Here is a 22,244-nt window from a genome sequence, read left to right on the forward strand (position 1 = left end):
TATATTATATTATAGCATGGTTGATTTATATTTATTAATACTAAAAACTTACTTTGTATAGTAAATATTTATTTAAATTTATAGGAGCTTATATTAAAGTGAAAAAATTATTATTAGCTGCAAGTATTATTTGCCTTGCATCGGCTGGTCTTGCCGAAGAAAATCCAACACCTGTTATTTCTAATTCTGATACTGAAATAAAATTAGAAGGATTCTATTTATTTGAAAACGGTTATATTAAACAGGATCATTTAATTTTATTTGATAAAAATGTAACTGATAACAGGAAAAAGTTGGGGTTTTACACGGAAGCAGCGTTTGCGGCCACTATTGCTAAAACTATCAATGATGTAATAGCAGGTGCTAAAATAGTCCTTCAGCCTACTACAAGAGCAAAAACCTCTACAAGTTATAATGGATCACATATATTTATTGAAACTAGTTACGGTAAAGTAGAACTAGGCTCTCCTGCTGATGCAAGCGCTAAGTTGCGTATTACCGGTAGTCAAGTAACTGCAGGTACCGGAGGATGGTCTAGATATGCTCTACTTGACGGTCAATATATGCGATATAATAGTTTAAAATCGGATTTTGATACTAATGCTAGCTTTTATCTTGAGTCATACTCTAATTCTTTTGATCAAATCAATGATAAAGCTGAGAGAGCTAGAAGATTGAATTTTTTCACGCCTAAAATGAAAGGCTTCCAAGCCGGAGTTTCTTATACTCCCGATACTGCTAATACAGGCGGTAATAGAGATATAAATAATTTAACGCTTGCAAGCTCAGGCAGAAACGGAGTTAGTGTTTCTAAAACTGGAATAAAGACGGTTAAATTAGAGAATAACGAAACCATGACTATTAATCAGAATATTAGGGATGCTTTTTCTGCTGGCTTAACTTATGAACATGAAATTAGCGAAGATGCAGACTTAAAACTATCTGTCACCGGAGAATACGGTAAACCTGCTCGTCGTCTTATTCATGCTAAAATGGACGGAACTACAATTCAAGTGCTTAATACCTATAAACTTTCTAATTTAAAAGCATATAATCTTGGAGCTGTATTTACTTACGGTAATTTCTCTTGTGGTGCTTCTTACGGTAATTTAGGTAAAAGCTTAACCGCTAAGGAATATTATAAAGTCGGTCGTGATACCTATTATTACAATGGAGCAGTTGCTTATGGGCAAGGACCTATAAAAACAAGTCTTGAATATCTTAAAACTTCAAGATATAAAAACACCGTTGATGCTGTAAGCCTCGCTACTGAATATAAGATCATGCCTGGTTTATTACCATATGCTGAAATTTCTCATTTCCAAGCTAAAGGTAAACCTGTATATTACCCTGAAGCACCTAGTAAAACAACACGAGGTACTGTTGGCCTTATAGGTACAAAACTTAAGTTTTAATTATTTACAAATTAATTGCCATCACTATTATAATCAAGGCTTAGAGTAATCTTATGCCTTGATTATTATATTTTTTTTAATTGAACTATCAATAAACTTTATAGTTCCGTCGTTGTAATAATCTTGTTTTCTCTTCTGTTAAATCTTTAAACCATTCTATTAGCTTACAGTGCTCTAATTCTTGTCAAATTATGCTTAGCTTTTGTACTTCAAGTACCGACCCCAAACCTTGAAAAATTTATGCTATACTGCCTTTTGATTAAATAAAATTATATATTTTACTTTTTTTATTTTTAGATATTGATTTTCTCTGATTACCATATATTGGCAACCACAATATATGGTAATCATGTGATATATGATTTTTATTATTTTAAAACAGAAGTAACACTATGAATCATGCTCAATTTACAAGCTCAGGATATTCCTTTGTAAATGGATTAAAAGCAGTTACAAGATATGCAACCGCTTCTAAATTATTATTTAAAGATGCATATAATTTTGTTTCTAGTTCCAACTTAAAAAATATTTACAATATTACATGCTTTAAATATTCAGAAAGTCTATACAAAAGACAGGGATTTTGAGACAGCATTGAAGTTTTTTAATATGCAACAGGATAATTCTCTAAAGATATGTAACTCAGAACATCGAAAACCAGCAGCAGAGGAAAATGAAAATCTTTTCCCTCCTATATTAATATGATGAAAATCTATTATTTTTTGGGAAGCCCATAGGAGGTAATTTACCGGTACTACCTCTTTTGCCTAAAAATGCAACAATGTTTTTCTCAAGTTTTACTTTTCCATTGTTATTCCAACCTAAGCCGTCTTCTTTATTGAATATTTTAATATCTAGAAGCTTAGCATTCTTAAATTTTTGCAGCGTTACACCTTGCCCTTTTTTCATTTCAGGTATTTCATCTATATTAAATACCAGTAATTTACGACTTTCACCGATACAAGCAATACTATCACCGTTTACAGGTAAACAAGCTATACACACATGACCATCCGGTACATTCATAATTTGCTTTCCTGTTTTTGTTTGAGCCATTACTTCATTTGAATTAACTAAAAACCCCTTACCTACACTACTTGCAAGTAATAAAAGCTGATCAGGTTTATAGACTAAAATATTCGTAATATCGTTATTACCTATATCCACAAGTAGTTTTATAGATTCCCCTGTTCCTTTACCTTTGGAAATATTATCGGCAAGCAAAGTAAAAAATCTGCCTTCTGAACTAACTATTAATATTTTATCAGTCGTGTAAGCTTCTAAAATAAATTTTTCTGCATCACCTTCTTTATATTTGATAGTCGATAAATCGGTGTTATGACCTTTTAACGAACGCACCCACCCCATTTTTGAGCAGATAATAGTAATCGGCTCTTTAATAATGAAAGCCGTTATATCAACTACTTGATTGGTAAGTGTTACTTCCTCAAAGCTTGTACGCCTTGCTCCTATTACCGTATTTAATCCAAATTTCGTTTGTACTGTTTTGATTTCTTTTTTAACTATTTTCCATAGTTCTTTAGGATTATTTAGAATTTCTTCTAATATAGCTTGTTGCTTCTGCAAATTACTATGCTCATTAATAATTTCCTGCTCTTCAAGCTTACGAAGCAAGCGAAGACGGGTATTTAATATCGCTTCTACTTGTATTTCGGTTAGTTTAAACCGCTCCATCATTATCGCTTTTGGCTCATCTTCTTCACGAATAATTTTAATTATCTCATCAAGATTTAGATAAGCTATCCTAAGCCCTTTTAGAATTTCTAAACGATGCTTGATTTTGTTTAAAAGATAAGTTGATCTGCGAGTAACAATATTTTGTCTATGATATAGAAACTCTTGTAAAATCTCTAAAATATTCATTACTCTCGGCACGTTATTACTGCCGATCACATTCATATTTAACTGAATGCGGCTTTCTAAATTCGTTAGCTTGAATAGAGATTCCATAACTATTTGCGGATCACATCCCCGATCTCGCGGCTCTATAACCAACCTTATAATGTCTGTTGATTCATCTCTAATATTGCTAACAAGGGGAATTTTTTTATCCTTTAGTAATATTGCTATTTGTTCTATAAGTTTTGATTTCTGAACCTGATAAGGTATCTCGGTTACGACTATCTGATATGTACCGTAACTTAGCTCCTCTTTTTCCCATCTGCTTCTTACTCTAAGACTACCGCGTCCAGTAGTATATGCAGCATTAATAACTTCAGCTTTATCAATAATTATGCCGCCGGTCGGGAAATCAGGACCTTTGACAAAGTTTATTATATCGTTAATTTCAGCTGTCGGATGGTTGATTAAATGTATTAGAGCATCACAAAGCTCATGTAAATTATGCGGCGGTATATTGGTTGCCATACCGACTGCTATCCCTTCAGAACCATTAGCTAGTAAATTCGGAAAACTTGCCGGCATTATTACCGGTTCTAAATCGGAACCATCATAAGTAGGGCGAAAATCTACCGTATCTTTATCGATGTCCTTCATTAATAACGTACATATGTCCGTCATACGTGATTCGGTATAACGCATAGCTGCTGCATTATCACCGTCGATAGAGCCGAAATTACCCTGCCCATCAATTAAAGGATAACGCAACGAAAAATGCTGAGCAAGGCGTACCAAGGTATCATACACTGCCACATCACCGTGCGGGTGGTATTTACCTATTACGTCACCGACCACCCTCGCACATTTCTTATAGCCGGAATTCGGCTCAAGCCTTAACTGTAGCATTGCGTATAATAACCTACGATGTACAGGCTTGAGTCCGTCACGTACGTCAGGAAGCGAACGTGACATAATTGTTGATAACGCATAAGCAAGATAACGCTCTGATAATGCATTACCAAAGTCAATATTTTCTACTTTAGCTTCTTTCATAAGTTATTTAGTTTTTATTTATAGTCGTTGTTGCGTGGTTCTCTATATCATTCCTGCGAAAGCAGAAATCCAGAAAAAAAGTATAAACACAGCAAATTCTTAAAATTAAAAGCTCGCTTTATGATGGATTTCTGCTTTCGCAGGAATGACATAAGAGTATACAAATATCACTTCAACACACAACTCTGCTTATTATAAGCTAATTTCTTACAAACCGCTTTAGCTTGACTAAGACTACCATAATCACCGGCTAAGATTAAATAGAAAAATTTGCCGTCGTCATATTTAACTTTTTTGGTTGTGATAACAACATTTTTAAGAATTTTCGGGAATTGCTTTTTTATTCTTTCCCCTTCTTGCATTGCTTCTGCTTCAGATTTTACCGAACCTAGTTGTACTTTATAACTTTCATTATTTTTACAATTTTTAGCATTACTAACCTTATCTTTACTTACTTTTTCAAGCTTTATTATATTTAAATCCGTTTCATTTTTGGCGTTATTATTTGGCTCTATTAATGCAATAAGATTAGATATTTCATCAAAAGATTCATCGCTTTGACTTTGGTTGCGAGAATCTATACTCATAGGTTTCTCAGGGTCAGGAAGCAATTTTACGGTTTTAATATTTGTATCTTTAGCAATAAGATGTTCATATATCGTACTATGTACTGCGGCTATTTGGTTATTTTCTATTATAGACGGTTTTATTTTTGTAGGCAGCTCATCAGGATAAATAGTAATTACCGGCTTGCTATTCTGATAATATTGATAACCAAAATAAATAGCGGACATACATACTAAAAATACTAGAAATATTTTAATAAAAATATTATTGATCATATTTAGTAATTTGATAATAGAAAAACGTCATTGCGAGGAAAAATTGTAAGTTTTGACGAAGCACTCTCAGGAGTATTATTTCATGAGATTGCCACGCAGCCTACGGCTGCTCACAATGACAACTCGGTATCCACATGAGCAATACCTCCTTGCAATGACGATGAAAACCTAACTACATTTTGTTCATTGGTTCTACACCTATCACTTCGAGACCGCTAGCTATAACTTTCTGTATGGCACTTGCAAGAGCAAGGCGTGCTAGAGTTAATTCTTTATTGCTCTCAATTACAAATCTATAATCGCTATTTTCTTTACCGAAATTCCACATAGAATGAAATTTTGAGGCTAAATTTATTAAATAAAATGCGATGCGATGCGGTTCAAAATATTTTGCAGATGCTTCTAATGTTTTTGTCCAGCTAGCCAAAAGTTTTATAATCTCAATTTCTTCTTCAGAGGATAATAAAGATAAATCATACTTACCTGATTCAAAGTTATTATAAGATTCAGGCATTAATTCTTTAGCTTTTGATAAAATAGATATCGTTCTCACATGTGCATATTGTACATAAAAGATAGGATTTTCTCTTGATTGTTCTTTCACTTTTACCAAATCAAAATCAAGTGGCTTATCATTTTGTCTAGTTAACATCATAAATCTTATGATATCTTTCCCCACCTCATGATTTACGTCTTGCACACTAGCAAAGCTCCCAAGACGTTTTGACATTTTAACCGGCACACCGTTTTCAACGAAATTGACCAATTGACAAATTTTAACGTCCACTTTAACCTGCTCCTTACCTAAAGCTTTAACTATTGCTTCAATTCTTTTAACATATCCACTATGATCGGCACCAAGTACATAAATTAAGTGATTCGCTCCCCGCTCTATTTTATCCTTAGCATATGCAAGATCAGAAGCAAAATAAGACCAACTTCCATCAGCTTTTTCTATAGGACGATCTTGACTATCACCGTACTTAGTAGATTTAAATAATTTTTGAACTCTATTATCCCACTCTTCGTGAATTTTACCTTTAGGGGCAGGTAACGTACCTTCATAAATTAGCCCCATACGCTCCAGTAGTTTAACTGTTTCCTCTATCTCACCTTTATCATGCAATGATTGCTCAGAAAAAAATATATCATGTTTAATCCCTAAATCTGCTAAATCTTTTCTATTTAAATCAAGCATTTTTTCTACGGCAAAACTTTTAATTATTTTGAACCTTTCAGCATAGTTCATCGTTAATAATTTATTGCCGTATTCTTTCGCTAAAATTTGTCCAAGCGGAATTAAATACTCTCCCGGATATAACCCGGCAGGGATAGTAATTTGCTCACCTAAAGCCTCTTTATAACGTAATAATACCGTACTAACTAAATCATTTATTTGTGAGCCTGCATCATTAACATAATATTCTTTTGTAACGGAATAACTTACCTTTTGCAAAATCCTTGCTAGCACATCACCATATACCGCACCCCTAGCATGCCCTATATGCATTGGACCGGTGGGATTTGCCGAAACATACTCGATGTTAATATTTTTGCTTTTATCTATATCAATTTCAAAAAACTTTTCTTCATGCTGTAAAATATCCTTTATTGATGCCTGCCAACTATCAGCTTTTATAGTAAAATTAATAAAGCCAGGTCCTGCTATTTCTATACTTGCAATATAAGGTAATGTTATAAGGACTTCTTTAAATTTTAAAGCTACTTCCCGAGGAGCAATACTTTCTTTAGCTGCAATAATCATTGCAATATTACTTGATAAATCACCGTTAAAACTATCTTTCGGTATTTCAATAGTAGCAGTATTTGCTATTTCTTGATTATTATATAATTGCCTGCTTGCCACAATTATATCTTGTTTCAATTGATTAAATATATTCATAATTATTAAATGTTATTAAAATTCAGCGAATAGCATTCTTACAAACACTTGCTAATAAGGAGAAATTTGTAGGAGACACAGAACGCAGCACCGCAACGTACACTTTAGTACGTGAGGATGCGAGTACCGGAGCGACGCACAAATTACCCTTAGAAGCAAGTTATGTAGGAAGTCGAGCAGAGCTGATTATATTCCTGAATGGCAAAACGGTCAGTCATCCCTGCTATATAATCAGCAACAACTCTAGCTTTACTATATGTTTCATTAGAGTCTATTAGCATTTTCCAATTAACCGGCAATAAATTAATATCATCCATATAAACCTTAAACAGCCCTTGTACGATTTTAGTACATTTAAGGCTGATGGCCGTAATTTTATTACTTTTATAAACTCGCTCATGAAGAAACTTCTTAGTTTCCTTAATATTTTTATTAGTTTTTTCCGTAAAATCCACTATCTGATAATTTAAGTTACGTATCTCATCTATGTTAGTAATTTTTTCTTTATTTAAATTTTCTTTTGTTTGCCATAATAAATCGGTAATTAACTCATGTATTAGCTTACGTACTAACTCATAAATCAGACATGAGGAACTAATATTTTTAAATTTTGACTTGAGTTCAACAACATGTTGATCAATATATTTAAGTTCAGCAAGACTATGAAAATCGATAATTTTAGCACCGATACTATCTTCCAAATCATGCGAAATATAGCTAATATCATCGGCAAGAGCTGCTATTTGAGCCTCTGCTGATGCATAGGTACTAAGTTCTAAATCATTTTGCTTATTATACTCTGCTATATATTCATTTATCTCGCCTAGTATAGGACCGTTATGTTTTACTATTCCTTCTAAAACTTCCCATGTTAAATTTACTCCATTATAAGCCGCATATCTTTTTTCAAGTAATGTTAGTATCTTTAAAGATTGAGCATTATGAGAAAAGCCGTTATACTCTCTCATACATTCATTTAAAGCCCGCTCTCCCGCATGACCGAAAGGCGTATGCCCAAGATCATGAGCAAGTGCTATTGTCTCAGCTAAATCATTTGATAAATTTAAAGTACTAGCGACCGAACGTGCAACAGTCGAAACCTCTAGAGAATGAGTTAGCCTATTTCTGTAATGATCTCCCTCGTGATTAATAAAAACTTGAGTTTTATATTGCAAACGCCTAAATGCATTAGTATGTATAATACGATCACGATCACGTTCAAACTCGTTTCTATAAGAGGTCGGGATTTCCTTATATAATCTTCCCCTACTTTTAAGAGGATCAGAAGCGTATGAAGCAAGCATCGTTATCCTTTATTTTGAAAGACGTTGTTGTGGTTCTAACTTTTCGTCATTGCGAGGAAATTGCATAGCAATTGACGAAGCAATCTCAGGAGTTTGTTATTATTTCATGAGATTACCACGCAGCCTACGGCTGCTCGCAATGCCGATTGGGTATCCACACAACAAAGCCAACTTGAAAAATATCAAGATATACTATATAATTTATGAGACTTTTACAAGGTAATTTTAAGTGACGATAACAATTACGGATAGAGCTTTTGAACGGGTTTGCGAGTTAGTAAAGCTAGAAAAAGATAAGAATTTAGTACTGCGAATTTCGGTTGATAGCGGCGGTTGCTCAGGACTTATGTATAATTACGAACTAGTCTTAAAAGATAATATAGAGCAAGATGATTATGTCATTACTAAACATAATGCTACAATTATTATTGATCCTATCTCTCAAAAATTTATGCTAGATTGCACTCTTGATTTTATAGAAGAACTAGGCAGTTCATATTTCAACGTTAGTAATCCGCAAGCTAAAGCAAAATGCGGCTGCGGTAATTCTTTCTCGGTGTAAATGCAAGTATTGCGAGTGGACATTGTTATTAGAATGCCGATGTCATTCCTGCAACAGCAGCAATGACATCGCAACGTCAAACTTTTAATGTTAATCATTAAGTTGCATAGTTGCTCCACCTACCTCAACTTCGTCATTATTATCATAAGGAGGACGCTCTACTTCATTACTATTAACGTTATTATCTTTATCTTCTTCGTTATCTGAAGTATTACTATCTAATGTTAATATAAACATGTTGTTCTTGGACTTGTTGAGAGCTATTAAACTTTGTTTTAATGTTTCAGCTTGAGATTGTCTTATTAAATCATCGCATACCAAAACTCCGTAATCCTAAGTATTTCCTTCTTCTTGTTGTTGAGTTTTTAAATCCATTATTTCTGCATCAGAGCAAACCTCGGTAATAAGTTTTATTAAGTCAGGACGATCATTTAATGATCTGCCCAAAGGATCATTATAAGTAAATATTATCTTATTTGTATCATTATCTCATATTTACCCAATGCCTATGTCCTGTATTAATTGGCATTTGTTTACTTCTTGTTGATTATTAGTCAATTGCTCATTTTGATTTTGTTGTACTTCTGGCCACTCCTTGGCTTGCAGCTCCGGCAGTGAAACAAAATCATTCATTATAGTCTGTGTATCACTTAAAAATTTTGTTCTGTCAGCCTCTTTAGTAACTATACTCAGATCTTCCATCTTACCCCTTTGTCAAGCATTGAGCGTATAAAAACAGTATTTTCCTCCATCTCCGTACTATAAACTTTATGAACTTTTAACAATAATTTTTGTTCTTCCTGAGGGCTAGCTATACTTGCAGCCTTTAAATATTCAAAAGCAACTAGCGGTATTAAATTTAATTTAAATAAAAATTCTTCTAAAGATATATAAAGATCTTTTTTTAAAGATAGATACTTCTCTACTTCTTTTTTATTCTTAGGGATGTTAAAAATTTCTCTAAGAATAAAACTACACTCTTCTATCGGGTCTATACTTAAACTTACCTTGAAATATTGTATTGCTTCAAGAAGCAATTTAATTACTATTTCGCTTTTATTTTCGTCCTTATAGAATCTCCCTAAATTTAAAATAATCCACCTATTTTTTTACAAATATTGCTAAAAATGTACGGAATTGTATCATGGTTATAGAGAAAGTTAAAATCTTTCTCAATTTCCAGAGTACTAATATATTCTCTTATTGCTCTAAACCAATCTAATTCCGATTTACTATTTTCATAAATCATACCTAAATAATAATGAGCATTGGCTTTTATTTCATTTATAGATATAATAATATACTCAGCTTGCGATCCCGTAAGTTTATCAAGCCATTCTAATGCTTCTTGATAATATTTTTTTTGTTCTTTATTAGATTCTACATTATCGGTTACTTGATAAGGTTTTAATTTTATATTATTATTTACTCCGTCAAAAAATCATTTATATTTTTCTGTTTAGGACTACTAAGCAGTGTACTGCCAACTGCTTTTATTTGATTCCATATAATAATTATACCTATAAATTATTTGCATTTATACAAATAAAAACATTTTTGATCTATAAGCTGAATAAATTAATATTAATACTATTTAAAAAAATTCTCAATAAGTAAATTTACAACAAAGATTTAAAGGCGAATTTGTGAAATTCTAACGATAAGAAAGTTCTATTTTTTTATATTGTAAAAAATTATTACTTCTATTTTAAAATTGAATTAATAGGGGATATTTATATATATTTTGAAAGGTAAAATTTAAAGTTATTTTTCTTTTGTAATTTTATCATATTTTTTTAGTTTGATAAGAATAGACTCTAGATTATCCAACTTCATCATACATGGACCATCGCTTGGAGCGTTATCGGGGTCTTGATGTACTTCCATATACATACCGGCGATACCTACAGAAGTTGCTGCCTTTGCAAGTAACTCTACATATTTTCTTTCTCCGCCGGTACTGCTTCCTAGCCCGCCCGGTTGCTGAACGGAATGTGTGGCATCAAAAACTACAGGTACATTTAACTCTGCCATTATTGCAAGACTACGCATATCAGATACCAGGTTATTATAGCCAAAACATGCTCCTCGCTCTGTAAATAATATATCCTTTACTCCAAAAGCTTCTAGTTTTGTTTGTACATTTTTCATATCCCACGGAGCTAGAAACTGTCCTTTTTTTACTTTTACTATTTTACCTGTTTTTGCTGCAGCTTGAAGCAAGTCGGTTTGTCTACATAAAAATGCCGGAATTTGTAAAATATCTGCTACTTCGGCTGTTTCAGTACATTGACTCTCTGAATGAACATCAGTAACAATAGGGCAATCGAATTCAGATTTTACTTTTGATAAAATTTCTAAACCTTTCTCAATACCAACTCCTCTAATCCCATGTACGGAAGTTCTATTAGCTTTATCAAAAGAAGATTTATAAATAAATGGAATCTCAAGCTTGCTAGTTAATTTAACAAGTTTTTCTGCCATAAACAACGCATGATCTTTTCCTTCAATCTGACAAGGCCCTGTAATTAGAACAAACGGTAAATCATTTCCTATTTTGATATTGTTAAGTTTTACTACTTTTTGCATAATTCTTAGATTTAATCAATTGAACGAGGTACGGATTAGTGTTTCTCTGTTATATCAGGTACTGATTCATTTTCTATTAAGTCATTATTAATTATTAGTGTATAATATTTTTCTTTTATTGTCGTTAAATCATAACTACCATGATAATAACCTTCTAGGTTAATAATTTTTTTTAAATAAAAATTTACCTGCTCTGTTTCTAACGGTTCATCTATATTTTTTACAATAGATGACTTAATATTAATTAAATACGCTTTTATTTTTTTTAATTCTTTAATAATTATAAAAATATCATGCGGTTTTGTTACCAATATTCCTACAAACAAAATTAATAATATTTGTGTTAAAGACATATTTATATTAATTTCTTATGTTTATATTTTGGATTTAAAATACTTTCCCCATTAGTACTTAGCATATATTCATGATAATCTTGATAATTTCCTTCAAACCATGTAGCATTATTTTCTTTATCATATGATATAATATGAGTGGTTATTCTATCTAAAAACCATCTATCATGACTAATCACTAATACACAACCTGCAAAATCTAAAATAGCATCTTCAAGTGCTCTTAACGTATCAATATCTAAATCATTAGACGGCTCATCTAATAATATAACATTTGCTCCTTCTTTTAGTAATTTTGCCAAATGTACTCTGTTACGTTCTCCACCTGAAAGTTGTCCAACTTTTTTTTGTTGATCACCGCCTCTAAAATTAAAAGCTGCACAATAAGCTCTACTTTTAATTATTCTATTACCAAGTTGTAATTCATCTAGACCTTCTGAAATTTCTTCCCATATAGTCTTATTATCATCTAAATGATCCCGTGATTGATCGACATAACCTAATTTGACCGTTTGACCAATTTTAATAGAACCACTATCTGGCATTATTTTACCTGTAATAATATTAAACAAAGTAGACTTACCTGCTCCATTCGGTCCAATAATTCCTACAATAGCTCCACGTGGAACTTTAAAACTAAAATCTGATAATAATATTTTATTATTAAATTTTTTAGCTATATGTTCTGCTTCAATAACAAAATCACCTAAACGAGGTCCGTTAGGTATAATTATTTGAGTAGGATCAGTTTTTTGTTCTTGTTGTTTATTTAATAACTCTTGATATGCTGTAATACGTGCTTTATTTTTTGATTGTCTAGCTTTTGGAGTTTGACGAATCCATTCAAGTTCACGATTCAATTGTTTTTTTCTATCATCGTCTTCTTTACTTTCTAAAGCTAATTTTTTTTGCTTCTGCTCAAGCCAAGAACTATAATTTGATTCCCACGGTATACAATTTCCACGATCTATTTCTAATATCCATTCTGTAACATTATCTAAAAAATAACGATCATGGGTAATTACTATTACAGTACCTTCATAATGCTTTAAATAATCCTCAAGCCAAGAAACTGATTCTGCATCCAAATGATTTGTAGGTTCATCAAGTAACAACATATCAGGTTTCTCTAAAAGCAATTTACATAAAGCCACTCTTCTTTTTTCTCCACCGGAAATTTTTGTAATATCTGCTTCTTTTGGTGGGCAACGTAAAGCAAGCATTGCGATCTCTATTTCACGTTCTAGATTCCATCCATCACAATTGTCTATTTTTTCTTGCAATTCTGCTTGTTTATCAAAAAGCTTTTGCATTTCTTCATCAGCGATTTCAGCAGCAAATTTGTTACTTATATAATTAAATTCATCAATAAGTTTTTTCTTTTCATGAAGACCTTCTATGATATTATCAAAAACATTTTTACTAGCATCAAGATACGGTTCTTGAGGTAAATATCCTACTTTTATACCAATTTTAGCTGTTGCTTTACCTTCAAACTCTTTATCAATACCTGCCATTATTTTTAATAAAGTCGATTTGCCTGCTCCATTTGGACCTATTATACCGATTTTAGCTTTTGGTAAAAATGATAAATTTGTTTCTTTTAAAATTCGTTTACCATTTATAATTTTGCTTAAACCAACCATTTCATAAACATATTGATATGACATAAATTACTTATTTCCTTATATTATTATTTTACACTGATATATATATTTACTACTGTATTGTATGAATTTATTGCTCTATGATCATATAATTCAAAATTAGACATTGTAATTTCTATCATTGTGTTTCTCGTTTAGATATTTATTTTAAGAAATAAAATGCTGTATATATACTTTAATTTTAGCAGCTTGAGGATTGTGTATACTTTTATACTTATAATTTTTCCATATGCATTTTAATTTAATTTTAACAATATCAAGTCTAATTCTTCCAAATCTTTATAATGAAATATTAATTTTCCACCTAATGGATAATTTTCTATTGTTATTTTTATACCAAATTTTTCTGATAAAGCTTTTACTAATAATTCTAGATCATTATCCGTAGCGTTGTCCTTTAAAAAACGCTTTCCTATTTTGTTATTATTGTTCGGGGATTTTGTATACTCATTTTTATACCATTGTCTTACTAGTTCTTCTGTTTGACGTACATTTAAATCATTATTTATAATATAATCGGCTATTACTTCTGCATGTTCATGATTTACTAAACACCGAGCTTGACCCATACTTAGTATATTTTCATTTACTTTATCTTGAATAGACTGCGGCAAATTATTAAGCCTTAATAAATTAGCTATATGACTACGACTTTTACCAAGCCTTTCAGCTAATTTTTCTGCCGTATAATTAAAATTTTCTATTAAATATTTAAAGCCACGAGCTTCTTCCATCACTGTTAAATCAGTTCTTTGTATGTTCTCAATTAATGCTATTTCCATACTCTCTCTAGCATCTAAATTTTTTATAATTACCGGTATCTCTAAAACTTTTGCTAATTTACATGCACGCCAGCGTCGCTCTCCTGCTATAATTTGGAAATTATTATCAACAATAATAGGCTGTAATAAACCATTATTCAATATAGAATCTGCTAATTCTTTTATTTTATCATATTCAAAGTTTTTTCTAGGCTGATTCTCGTTTGGTCTTATTTTATCAATATTTATTATTTGTACTATTTCTGATTCTATAGAAATAACTTCTTCTCCAAGTAATGAAGATAATCCTCTTCCTAGTCCTTTATTTTTCGCCATATCTTTCTAAGATTTCTTTTGTAAGTTCTATATATGCAACTGCTCCCGAACATTTATAATCATATATAATAGCCGGTTTTCCATATGAAGGAGCTTCAGATAGTTTAATATTTCTTGGAATAACGGTTTTAAATACTAATTCTCCTAAGCATTTTCTAACATCATCTTCTACTTGTTCCGTTAAACGATTACGCTTATCATACATTGTAAATAATATACCTGCAATCTTTATCTTAGGATTTAATTTTTTCTCTACAATTTCAATTGTTTTTAACAAATGACTTAATCCTTCTAAAGAATAAAAATCACATTGCATTGGAATCAGTACTTCATCGCTTGCAACTAAAGCGTTTACCGTTAATAAATTTAATGAAGGAGGGCAATCAATAATTATATAATCATATAATATTTTTATTTCTGCCAATAGCTTCATTAAAATATATTCTCGGTCCTTTAATTTTGTTAAGTCTAATTCAGCCGCAGATAGATTAGTGTTTGAAGTAATTATTTCTAAATTTGGTATATCTGTAGAAATTATTGCATCTTGCAATTCTATTAAATTTGTTAATACTTGGTATATAGTATTTTTGCGTTGTTGCTGACTAATTCCAAAACCGGTACTACTATTCCCTTGAGGATCAAGATCTATAACTAAAATTTTTTTATTTATAGCAGCAAAAGCTGTAGCTAAATTCACAGTAGTTGTAGTTTTAGCTACCCCTCCTTTTTGATTAACAATAGCAATTACTTTCATATCATTTTTGTTAAATTACTAACTTCTAGAATTTTCCCTTCTTCACAAGTAATACTTTGATGTATTAAATAACCAAATAACCATCTCTCTTTAGCTTCTACTATTTCAGTTAAATAATTTTTTCCTTTTAATAACAAAAATTTTTCTCGTACTGAAATATTTTTTATGCAATTAAATATTGTATTTAAGTTAGAGAAAGCTCTACAAGTTAATATACTACAATCTATTTCTACTTTTTCTATTCTTTGATTGATTATTTGTATGTTATTATTTGATATCTTTGATGCTTTTTCTAAAAATATACATTTACGTAAATCAGCTTCTATTAAACTTACTTGCGCTACCCCCGCTATAGATAATACTATACCAGGCAAACCGGAACCGCTTCCTATATCAACCAAATGTATTTCTTTATTATCAATATATTGTATTAATTGTAATGAGTCTAATATATGACGTTGCCAAAAATTATGTATAGTATTATCCGATACAAGATTGATTGATTTATTCCATTTTTTAACTAACTTTTGAAAAATTTCTAACTTTTCAATTATTTCACGTGGAACTTCCATCACTATATTTAGTTTTTAAATAAATTATAATAGCCGTAATTGCTGCAGGTGTAATCCCTGGAATTCGACGTGCTACACCAATAGTAGTAGGTTTATGGGAAGAAAGTTTTTCCTGTATCTCTAATGATATACTTGGTATTTTAAAATAGTCAATATTTTTAGGTATGAACTGCGCCTCTTCACTTTGAAATAAATTAATATCTGCGTGTTGTCTAGTTAAATATGAAGCATATTTTGCTTCAATATAGAGTAATTGCAAAATGTTATTATTTTGTGTTTCTTTAAGCATAGGAAAAATTTTAATAGCTTGTTCAACATTAAAATTAGGTATTTTAAATAAGTCTAATACTGTTTTATATGTACCATCCTGTGCAACCTGTATACCCATTTTAGCAAGTTTACTAGTAGTTAAAGACAAGGTATTTAATAATGATTTTATTTTTTCTATGTCTTCACATTTTTTTGTGAATATTTTTTTACGTTTTTCTGATACGACTCCAATGTTCATCCCTAATTCCGTTAAACGTAAATCAGAGTTATCTGCTCTTAAAGATAATCTATATTCTGAGCGAGAAGTAAACATACGATAAGGTTCTATAGTACCAAATGTTGTTAAATCGTCAATCATTACTCCAATATAACTGTTTGCTCTTGTTAACATAAACGGTGCTTGATCTTTTACTGCTAAAGCAGCATTTATACCGGCTATTATACCTTGCCCTGCGGCTTCCTCATATCCTGTAGTACCGTTAATTTGCCCGGCCAAATACAATCCAGCTATTTTTTTTGTCTCTAGCGTAACACTTATTTCACGTGGATCAACATAATCATATTCTATAGCATAACCTGGACGTAAAACCTTTACATTTTCTAATCCTGGTATTGTTTTGATTAATTTATGTTGCACATCTTCAGGCAAAGAAGTAGAAATACCGTTTGGATAAATCGTATAATCATCTAACCCTTCAGGTTCTAAAAATATACGATGTTCTGATTTTGTACTAAATCTGACTATTTTATCTTCAATAGAAGGACAATATCGTGGTCCTATTCCTTCTATTTGCCCTGAATACATTGCGGATTTATCAAGATTCTCACGTATAATATCATGAGTTTCTGAGGTTGTTTTTGTGATAAAACAATTTATCTGAGAAACATTAACAATATTTGTTAATTCAGAAAAAGGACGAGGAATTTTATCACCGGGTTGTAAAATTGTTTTACTATAATCAATAGTACGTCCATCAATGCGAGGCGGTGTACCTGTTTTTAAACGAGCCAGTTTAAAACCTATTTGTTTTAATGTATTTGATAATCCATACGAAGGCTCTTCATCTACTCTACCTGCAGGAATTTTTTTTTGTCCAATATGAATAAGACCTGATAGGAAAGTACCTGTAGTTAATATAATTTTTTGACAAAGAATTTTGCTACCGTTATTTAAAATAACCGCTTCAATTTTAGAAGATTTAATTTCTATATCTTCCACTTTTCCATATAATATATCTAGATTAGGATAATTTGTTAATATTTGATACATTGCTTTTTTATAAAGCTTTCGATCAGCTTGAGCTCTAGGTCCCCAAACTGCTGGTCCTCTAGTCTCATTCAGCATTTTATAATGTATACCGGCTTGGTCTATAACATAACCCATTAACCCATCAAGTGCATCTATTTCTTTAACTAATGTGCCTTTTGCAATGCCACCGATTGCTGGATTGCAAGACATTTCGCCTAAATTTTCCGGTTTTAACGTAATTAAGAGAGTAGGAACTCCAAGACGTGCAGAAGCAGCGGCTGCTTCTACGCCTGCATGTCCACCGCCTATAACTATTACGTCATATTTTAGCATTAATTATTCTATAATTTCAGATTTATTAAAGAAAAATTCGATTTCTCTTTTCGCACTATTTTCACTATCTGAACCATGAATACTATTAGCCTCAATTGATTCGCCTAAATCTTTTCTAATAGTGCCTGCTTCAGCTTCAGCAGGATTAGTTGCACCCATAACGGTACGGTTTAAAGTTATAGCATCCTCTCCCTTAAGCACTTGAAGTACTACCGCTCCTGAAGTAATATATTCAACTAAGCTATTAAAAAACGGTCTTGCTCTATGCTCATCATAAAAACATGCAGCTTCATATTTAGTTAAAAATTTCATTTTCTGAGCCACTATTTTTAAACCGGCATTTTCTAAGTAAGTATTAACTTGCCCTATTTTATTCCTTTTGATAGCATCAGGCTTAATCATTGAAAAAGTATATTGTATTGTCATTTTGTAACCTATTTATTATAATTATTAAATATATTTTTTAGCTGAACGATTCCATATTAAAGCAAATAATCCTCCTCCTAAAAGAGCAGAAATACTGAAAAATATAAATACCCCATTCCAACCATAATTATCGCTAATCCATCCTACACCGACTCCCGCAATAGCCGCTCCTAAATAACCAAATAACCCTGATAATCCATTAGCCGTACCGACAGCCTGACGGGTACTAAAATCAGCAGCTGCTATACCTACAAGGAGCTGAGGTCCTGAAACAAAAAAGCCTATTAAAGAAAGAATTACTATACTTAATAATTCACTGTGAATAGGAAGTTTCCAAAACAAGACTAACAATAAGCTAAGCAATACCATACATATGGATGCAACAGGACCTCGACGACCTTGAAATAGTTTATCAGATAAAACACCTGCTATTAATGCCCCTGGGATACCTATCATTTCATATAAACCGATTTGTAAGCCTGCATTTGCAAGACTTATATTACGTAAATCTTTTAAAAATGTTGGAGCCCAATAAATTACTCCGGAACGTATTATATAAACAAACATGTTTGCTAAACAAACATACCATATTAGCTTATTACAAAAGACCATTTTAAGTAATTGTGGAGTTAATAGCTTCTCATAATCTCCTATAGCTTCAAGCGGATATTCTTTATATTCCTCTACGGTAGATAAACCTACTTCTTTTGGAGAATTACGAAGCCTATTATATAAAAACAGCGATACTACACAAGCAACTACACCTGGAACAAAAAAGGCAGCTCTCCAATCAAATTTATCGATTAAATAACCGCAGCTTATCATAGCAAGGGCACCACCTATTTGATTAGAAGTTGCACCCATAGCCCATTTAGTTCCAAGTTCTTTTGAAGCGAACCAGTGAGTAAGCATCTTTGTTGCAGGAGGCCAGCCCATAGATTGAAACCAGTTACTGGCTATCCATAAAATTCCTATAAACCATAAAGAATCTGAAAAACCTATTAGCATAGTAATGATCCCGACAAATAAAAGACCCAAAACCATAAATATCCGAGCATTAACTTTATCGCTAATAAATCCGTTACACGCTTTACTAACTCCATACATAATAGATGAAGCAGTTAATATCCAGCCAATTTGCGTTTTAGTAACCCCAAAATATTCTCTTATAGCAGGAGTTGCTATATTAAAATTCTGACGACAAAAATAAAAAGTTGCGTAACCTATAATAATAGAATACAAAATCCTTACTCGCCAACTATTATATTTTTTTACATATGGCGATCTTGGAGTTTTAATTTTGGATCTTGTATTTGTCATATTATAAACTCTCCGATTATAAACAAAGCAAGTTTAAGAGTCTAGCAGNAAATAAATTTTCATTAATAATTTTTGTTTATAAAATTAAATTTTAACAAATTCTATTTTCGGTTTTATTTACCAAAACTTTATACTCTTTATTTAAACCTTTAACGGCATACATCCATAATATTACTATTACAAAGAATATAGAAGCAAAATAAGGAGTTGCCTCTACAAAACCAAATGCAGGAAATAAAATAAAGAATGTAGATTGAATAATAGCACCGCCTGATTTACCAAATCTTCCTCCGATAACTTCAACAGCAGCTTGCCCTTTTACTCGTAAATCCTTATCAAGCGGAATATACGCCATGTTTTTAGTGGCATCAAATAAAGAATATTTTACACCTTTACTTAAAACATTTTGAATCATACCGATCATAACAGCAAGTGCTAAAGGACTTGAAGCAAGAATACCTGTTAAATGCATAGCAATAACACTATCAAAAAAGATAAATGCAAAAAACGCTGCACCGGTAATTAACATCATTAATGGAGTTATCATAGCTGCAGTTAGCCATGATACTTTTCTTAAAATATTACTACCTATAAGCATGAAAGCAATTGCAACCCAACCCTGATAAAATTGGAACTTCCCCATATATATAGTGTAAGCCTCTTTCGTCGGATATAATTCTTTTACTTTGGATTTCCAAACACCTTCAACTAAATTTACTGAAACACCATAAGCAATAAGTAACAATGCAATATAACCTACATACTTAGAAGTAAAGATCATTTTAAAACTGTCTATTAATGACATTTTAGCTTTAGCTTTCTTTTCTTTTACTAATGCCGGATCATAAAGTCTAGGATCGGTTAGAACGTTTTTATTCATCCATCTATATGTTAATATTACCAAAAAGCTACTTGTTATCATTATAACAAATAAAGGCACAAATTTTAGATGTTCTGCAACTATTTGAGTTTTTTCATGCAAGCAATATCCAATAATTACGGATGTTACAGGCAATGCTAAATTAGCAAGTAAACCAAACATTGAGTAAAAACGTTTAGCTTCATCGGTTTTAGTAATTTGGTTAGCAAATTGCCAAAATAATAAACTAAGCATCATTGTTCCCCAAAGCTCTGCCATAGTATAAAAAGATGCAAAACTCCATTTCCCAACTATTCTTATAAACCATTTGAAATTAGGATAAGCTACACTCCAAGATTCTATGGTTTCAGGATCAGGATGAACTAAATCAGGGTAAGGGTAAAGAACAAACGCAAATAATGCAAAATACCCTAAGAAAAATGAAGTAATAACATAAAACACGTTTTCTTGCTTTAAAATATCGCAGAGCTTAACATAAATTACCATAGCGATTACGGCAGAAGGTAGTACTATATATGTTTTTAAGAAACTTATTGCTTCTGCTCCTATATCCGTTACTACAAACCCGTCTTTAATTGAACGAAGCGTTGAGTAGTTTAATAAAATACAGAACATCATAAACGCCATAGGAAGAAACTTCTTATTTTCATATCTTTCTATAGGCCAAATTACCTTGCTTAGTTCCGAGAGATAATTGTCATTTTTGGGAGTATTCATAAATTAAATTTTTCTACTTATTTTGAAGATGAATATTATACTAGAATATGTTAGAAAAGTCAAACTTATTGATTTTTCTCAAAAGAAATTAAATAAAATTATTAACTATAGGATGCGTAAAAGAAATATGACAATTTATTTACTTGATTTTAGTTTCTATCTATAATTTTCTATTTATAAATTATTATAATAAAATATATGTCCAAATTAAAAACAGCTCTATTATTAACTGCTATAATTTTTATAACAGGTTGTAAAAGTAATATGAAAAATGAAAACAATATTTCATTACCGCAATATGTAACTTTGAACATTCAAACCTTAAATAGTTCAGAGGATAAAACTATTAGAATAAAGGCAAAAACTTTAAACTTTCCGTTATCTTCAGAAGATTTACGTGATATATCTATTTTAGAAAAGAAATATGATCAAGAAGACAATTGTGCAGGACTTGCTGCACCGCAAATAGGCATATCAAAATGTATAATAATATTTGCAGTACATGAAGATGCAGAGTTAAAAAAATGGCATCCTGACCTTAAGGATACAATGCCTAAAACTATTTGGATTAACCCCTCATATAAACCGATAGGTATTGATAAACATGAAGATTACGAGGGATGCTTTTCTGTTGAAAATGCTACAGGACCGGTAGCAAGATTCAAGAAAATTCATTATCACGCATATGATATAAATGGCAATCAAATTCAAGGTATCGCAGAAGGATTTTTAGCAAGAGTTATCCAGCATGAAATCGATCATCTAAACGGAAAAGTATTTTTAGATTATGTAGCTCCCAAAAAAATAATGACTAAAGAAGAATATTTAGAAATGCGTAAAAAAGCAATGGAGCAGGAAAATATAAAATCTTAGAGTTCTCTAAATCTCAAATATCATTCTAGCTAAAATTTGAGTATGTCATTCCCACGAAAATTTACTTTATATTATTTGGTATAATACTATTGAATCGGATACGGGACGCACGCGATGTTCGCCTAAAGCTTCATCTTCATCACCTGTTACATTATTTATAATTTTTCCGCCCATGAATAATGTAGAAGAACCGCCACCGTCTCAA

At 31.4% G+C, this 22,244-nt stretch carries 21 protein-coding genes and 1 pseudogene; 4 read left to right on the forward strand and 18 right to left on the reverse strand.

Translation table 11 applies throughout. The features are described from left to right. Window positions 1-98 precede the first annotated feature (98 nt). Window positions 99-1,415 carry a porin gene (locus tag RSIB_RS03070; protein WP_004996798.1) on the forward strand — a complete coding sequence of 439 codons (1,317 nt, stop codon included), beginning with the start codon at window positions 99-101 and terminating at the stop codon, window positions 1,413-1,415. A gap of 696 nt (window positions 1,416-2,111) precedes the next feature. Here RSIB_RS03070 and parC read toward each other — a convergent pair. The 3 genes from parC to argS all read right to left on the reverse strand — a co-directional run bounded on the left by parC (window position 2,112) and on the right by argS (window position 7,073). Further along, window positions 2,112-4,328: a DNA topoisomerase IV subunit A gene (gene parC / locus RSIB_RS03065; RefSeq protein ID WP_004996799.1), complete on the reverse strand. Its 2,217-nt coding sequence runs from the start codon at window positions 4,326-4,328 to the stop codon at window positions 2,112-2,114. Between the two features lie 167 nt (window positions 4,329-4,495). Then, on the reverse strand, window positions 4,496-5,170 hold the full coding sequence (locus RSIB_RS03060) for an SPOR domain-containing protein (protein WP_004996800.1): 675 nt from the start codon (window positions 5,168-5,170) through the stop codon (window positions 4,496-4,498). Between the two features lie 172 nt (window positions 5,171-5,342). Beyond that, a complete protein-coding gene (gene argS / locus RSIB_RS03055) occupies window positions 5,343-7,073 on the reverse strand; it encodes an arginine--tRNA ligase (protein WP_004996802.1) in 1,731 nt (576 codons plus the stop codon). A gap of 29 nt (window positions 7,074-7,102) precedes the next feature. Between argS and RSIB_RS10455 the strand changes: the two are divergent. After that, a pseudogene (locus RSIB_RS10455) lies at window positions 7,103-7,309 on the forward strand (palindromic element RPE1 domain-containing protein); the annotation flags it as partial. Here RSIB_RS10455 and RSIB_RS03050 read toward each other — a convergent pair. Beyond that, complete coding sequence (locus RSIB_RS03050; protein WP_004996803.1) at window positions 7,223-8,377, reverse strand: deoxyguanosinetriphosphate triphosphohydrolase; 1,155 nt, start codon at window positions 8,375-8,377, stop codon at window positions 7,223-7,225. The pseudogene RSIB_RS10455 and the gene RSIB_RS03050 overlap by 87 nt on opposite strands. Window positions 8,378-8,606: 229 nt before the next feature. Between RSIB_RS03050 and RSIB_RS03045 the strand changes: the two genes are divergently transcribed. Next, complete coding sequence (locus tag RSIB_RS03045; protein ID WP_004996804.1) at window positions 8,607-8,939, forward strand: iron-sulfur cluster assembly accessory protein; 333 nt, start codon at window positions 8,607-8,609, stop codon at window positions 8,937-8,939. 90 nt (window positions 8,940-9,029) lie between these two features. Here the strand turns inward: RSIB_RS03045 and RSIB_RS09135 are convergent, their stop codons facing one another. The 14 genes from RSIB_RS09135 to tlc1 form a co-directional block, all read right to left on the reverse strand. Continuing rightward, window positions 9,030-9,176 (reverse strand): hypothetical protein, encoded by a 147-nt coding sequence (locus RSIB_RS09135; protein WP_016728049.1) that lies wholly within the window; start codon window positions 9,174-9,176, stop codon window positions 9,030-9,032. A 96-nt stretch (window positions 9,177-9,272) separates the two neighbouring features. Next, window positions 9,273-9,386 (reverse strand): hypothetical protein, encoded by a 114-nt coding sequence (locus tag RSIB_RS10590; protein ID WP_014410325.1) that lies wholly within the window; start codon window positions 9,384-9,386, stop codon window positions 9,273-9,275. Between the two features lie 48 nt (window positions 9,387-9,434). Further along, window positions 9,435-9,641: a hypothetical protein gene (locus tag RSIB_RS08980; protein ID WP_004996805.1), complete on the reverse strand. Its 207-nt coding sequence runs from the start codon at window positions 9,639-9,641 to the stop codon at window positions 9,435-9,437. After that, on the reverse strand, window positions 9,629-9,976 hold the full coding sequence (locus RSIB_RS03035) for a hypothetical protein (protein WP_004996807.1): 348 nt from the start codon (window positions 9,974-9,976) through the stop codon (window positions 9,629-9,631). The genes RSIB_RS08980 and RSIB_RS03035 overlap by 13 nt, the downstream gene beginning before the upstream one ends. Before the next feature lie 727 nt (window positions 9,977-10,703). Then, a complete protein-coding gene (kdsA, locus tag RSIB_RS03030; protein WP_004996809.1) occupies window positions 10,704-11,528 on the reverse strand; it encodes a 3-deoxy-8-phosphooctulonate synthase in 825 nt (274 codons plus the stop codon). A 35-nt stretch (window positions 11,529-11,563) separates the two neighbouring features. After that, entirely contained in the window at window positions 11,564-11,881 is a 318-nt protein-coding gene (locus RSIB_RS03025) for a DUF2672 domain-containing protein (protein WP_004996813.1), read from the reverse strand. Between the two features lie 2 nt (window positions 11,882-11,883). Continuing rightward, on the reverse strand, window positions 11,884-13,551 hold the full coding sequence (gene ettA, locus RSIB_RS03020; protein ID WP_004996814.1) for an energy-dependent translational throttle protein EttA: 1,668 nt from the start codon (window positions 13,549-13,551) through the stop codon (window positions 11,884-11,886). Between the two features lie 233 nt (window positions 13,552-13,784). Continuing rightward, window positions 13,785-14,645, reverse strand: coding sequence for a ParB/RepB/Spo0J family partition protein (locus RSIB_RS03015; protein WP_004996815.1), 861 nt, complete (start codon window positions 14,643-14,645; stop codon window positions 13,785-13,787). After that, window positions 14,632-15,399, reverse strand: a complete 768-nt coding sequence (locus RSIB_RS03010; protein WP_004996816.1) for a ParA family protein — start codon at window positions 15,397-15,399, stop codon at window positions 14,632-14,634. The genes RSIB_RS03015 and RSIB_RS03010 overlap by 14 nt, the downstream gene beginning before the upstream one ends. Further along, the gene (gene rsmG / locus RSIB_RS03005; RefSeq protein WP_004996817.1) at window positions 15,396-15,971 is read right to left on the reverse strand and encodes a 16S rRNA (guanine(527)-N(7))-methyltransferase RsmG; all 576 of its coding nucleotides are present in this window, start codon (window positions 15,969-15,971) and stop codon (window positions 15,396-15,398) included. Before rsmG ends, RSIB_RS03010 begins: the two co-directional genes overlap by 4 nt. After that, window positions 15,955-17,823, reverse strand: coding sequence for a tRNA uridine-5-carboxymethylaminomethyl(34) synthesis enzyme MnmG (mnmG, locus tag RSIB_RS03000; RefSeq protein WP_004996819.1), 1,869 nt, complete (start codon window positions 17,821-17,823; stop codon window positions 15,955-15,957). Before mnmG ends, rsmG begins: the two co-directional genes overlap by 17 nt. Window positions 17,824-17,826: 3 nt before the next feature. Continuing rightward, entirely contained in the window at window positions 17,827-18,249 is a 423-nt protein-coding gene (ndk, locus tag RSIB_RS02995) for a nucleoside-diphosphate kinase (RefSeq protein ID WP_010976767.1), read from the reverse strand. Window positions 18,250-18,273: 24 nt separating this feature from the next. Continuing rightward, window positions 18,274-19,569, reverse strand: a complete 1,296-nt coding sequence (locus tag RSIB_RS02990) for an MFS transporter (RefSeq protein WP_004996825.1) — start codon at window positions 19,567-19,569, stop codon at window positions 18,274-18,276. 91 nt (window positions 19,570-19,660) lie between these two features. Next, window positions 19,661-21,166, reverse strand: coding sequence for an ATP/ADP exchange transporter Tlc1 (tlc1, locus tag RSIB_RS02985; protein WP_004996827.1), 1,506 nt, complete (start codon window positions 21,164-21,166; stop codon window positions 19,661-19,663). Window positions 21,167-21,364: 198 nt separating this feature from the next. On the opposite strand from tlc1, the gene RSIB_RS02980 reads away from it, so the two are divergent. Further along, entirely contained in the window at window positions 21,365-22,039 is a 675-nt protein-coding gene (locus RSIB_RS02980) for a peptide deformylase (RefSeq protein WP_004996828.1), read from the forward strand. Window positions 22,040-22,244: the final 205 nt, after the last annotated feature.

The sequence above is a fragment of the Rickettsia sibirica 246 genome (assembly GCF_000166935.1).
GTDB classification, from domain to species: domain Bacteria; phylum Pseudomonadota; class Alphaproteobacteria; order Rickettsiales; family Rickettsiaceae; genus Rickettsia; species Rickettsia rickettsii.

Excerpts from the sequence above, each read along its gene's own strand:
- parC (WP_004996799.1), bottom strand. The coding sequence starts at position 4,328 with ATGAAAGAAGCTAAAGTAGAAAATATTGACTTTGGTAATGCATTATCA.
- RSIB_RS03060 (WP_004996800.1), bottom strand. The coding sequence starts at position 5,170 with ATGATCAATAATATTTTTATTAAAATATTTCTAGTATTTTTAGTATGT.
- argS (WP_004996802.1), bottom strand. The coding sequence starts at position 7,073 with ATGAATATATTTAATCAATTGAAACAAGATATAATTGTGGCAAGCAGG.
- RSIB_RS03050 (WP_004996803.1), bottom strand. The coding sequence starts at position 8,377 with ATGCTTGCTTCATACGCTTCTGATCCTCTTAAAAGTAGGGGAAGATTA.
- RSIB_RS09135 (WP_016728049.1), bottom strand. The coding sequence starts at position 9,176 with ATGTTTATATTAACATTAGATAGTAATACTTCAGATAACGAAGAAGAT.
- RSIB_RS08980 (WP_004996805.1), bottom strand. The coding sequence starts at position 9,641 with ATGGAAGATCTGAGTATAGTTACTAAAGAGGCTGACAGAACAAAATTT.
- kdsA (WP_004996809.1), bottom strand. The coding sequence starts at position 11,528 with ATGCAAAAAGTAGTAAAACTTAACAATATCAAAATAGGAAATGATTTA.
- RSIB_RS03025 (WP_004996813.1), bottom strand. The coding sequence starts at position 11,881 with ATGTCTTTAACACAAATATTATTAATTTTGTTTGTAGGAATATTGGTA.
- ettA (WP_004996814.1), bottom strand. The coding sequence starts at position 13,551 with ATGTCATATCAATATGTTTATGAAATGGTTGGTTTAAGCAAAATTATA.
- RSIB_RS03015 (WP_004996815.1), bottom strand. The coding sequence starts at position 14,645 with ATGGCGAAAAATAAAGGACTAGGAAGAGGATTATCTTCATTACTTGGA.
- RSIB_RS03010 (WP_004996816.1), bottom strand. The coding sequence starts at position 15,399 with ATGAAAGTAATTGCTATTGTTAATCAAAAAGGAGGGGTAGCTAAAACT.
- rsmG (WP_004996817.1), bottom strand. The coding sequence starts at position 15,971 with ATGGAAGTTCCACGTGAAATAATTGAAAAGTTAGAAATTTTTCAAAAG.
- mnmG (WP_004996819.1), bottom strand. The coding sequence starts at position 17,823 with ATGCTAAAATATGACGTAATAGTTATAGGCGGTGGACATGCAGGCGTA.
- ndk (WP_010976767.1), bottom strand. The coding sequence starts at position 18,249 with ATGACAATACAATATACTTTTTCAATGATTAAGCCTGATGCTATCAAA.
- RSIB_RS02990 (WP_004996825.1), bottom strand. The coding sequence starts at position 19,569 with ATGACAAATACAAGATCCAAAATTAAAACTCCAAGATCGCCATATGTA.
- tlc1 (WP_004996827.1), bottom strand. The coding sequence starts at position 21,166 with ATGAATACTCCCAAAAATGACAATTATCTCTCGGAACTAAGCAAGGTA.
- RSIB_RS02980 (WP_004996828.1), top strand. The coding sequence starts at position 21,365 with ATGTCCAAATTAAAAACAGCTCTATTATTAACTGCTATAATTTTTATA.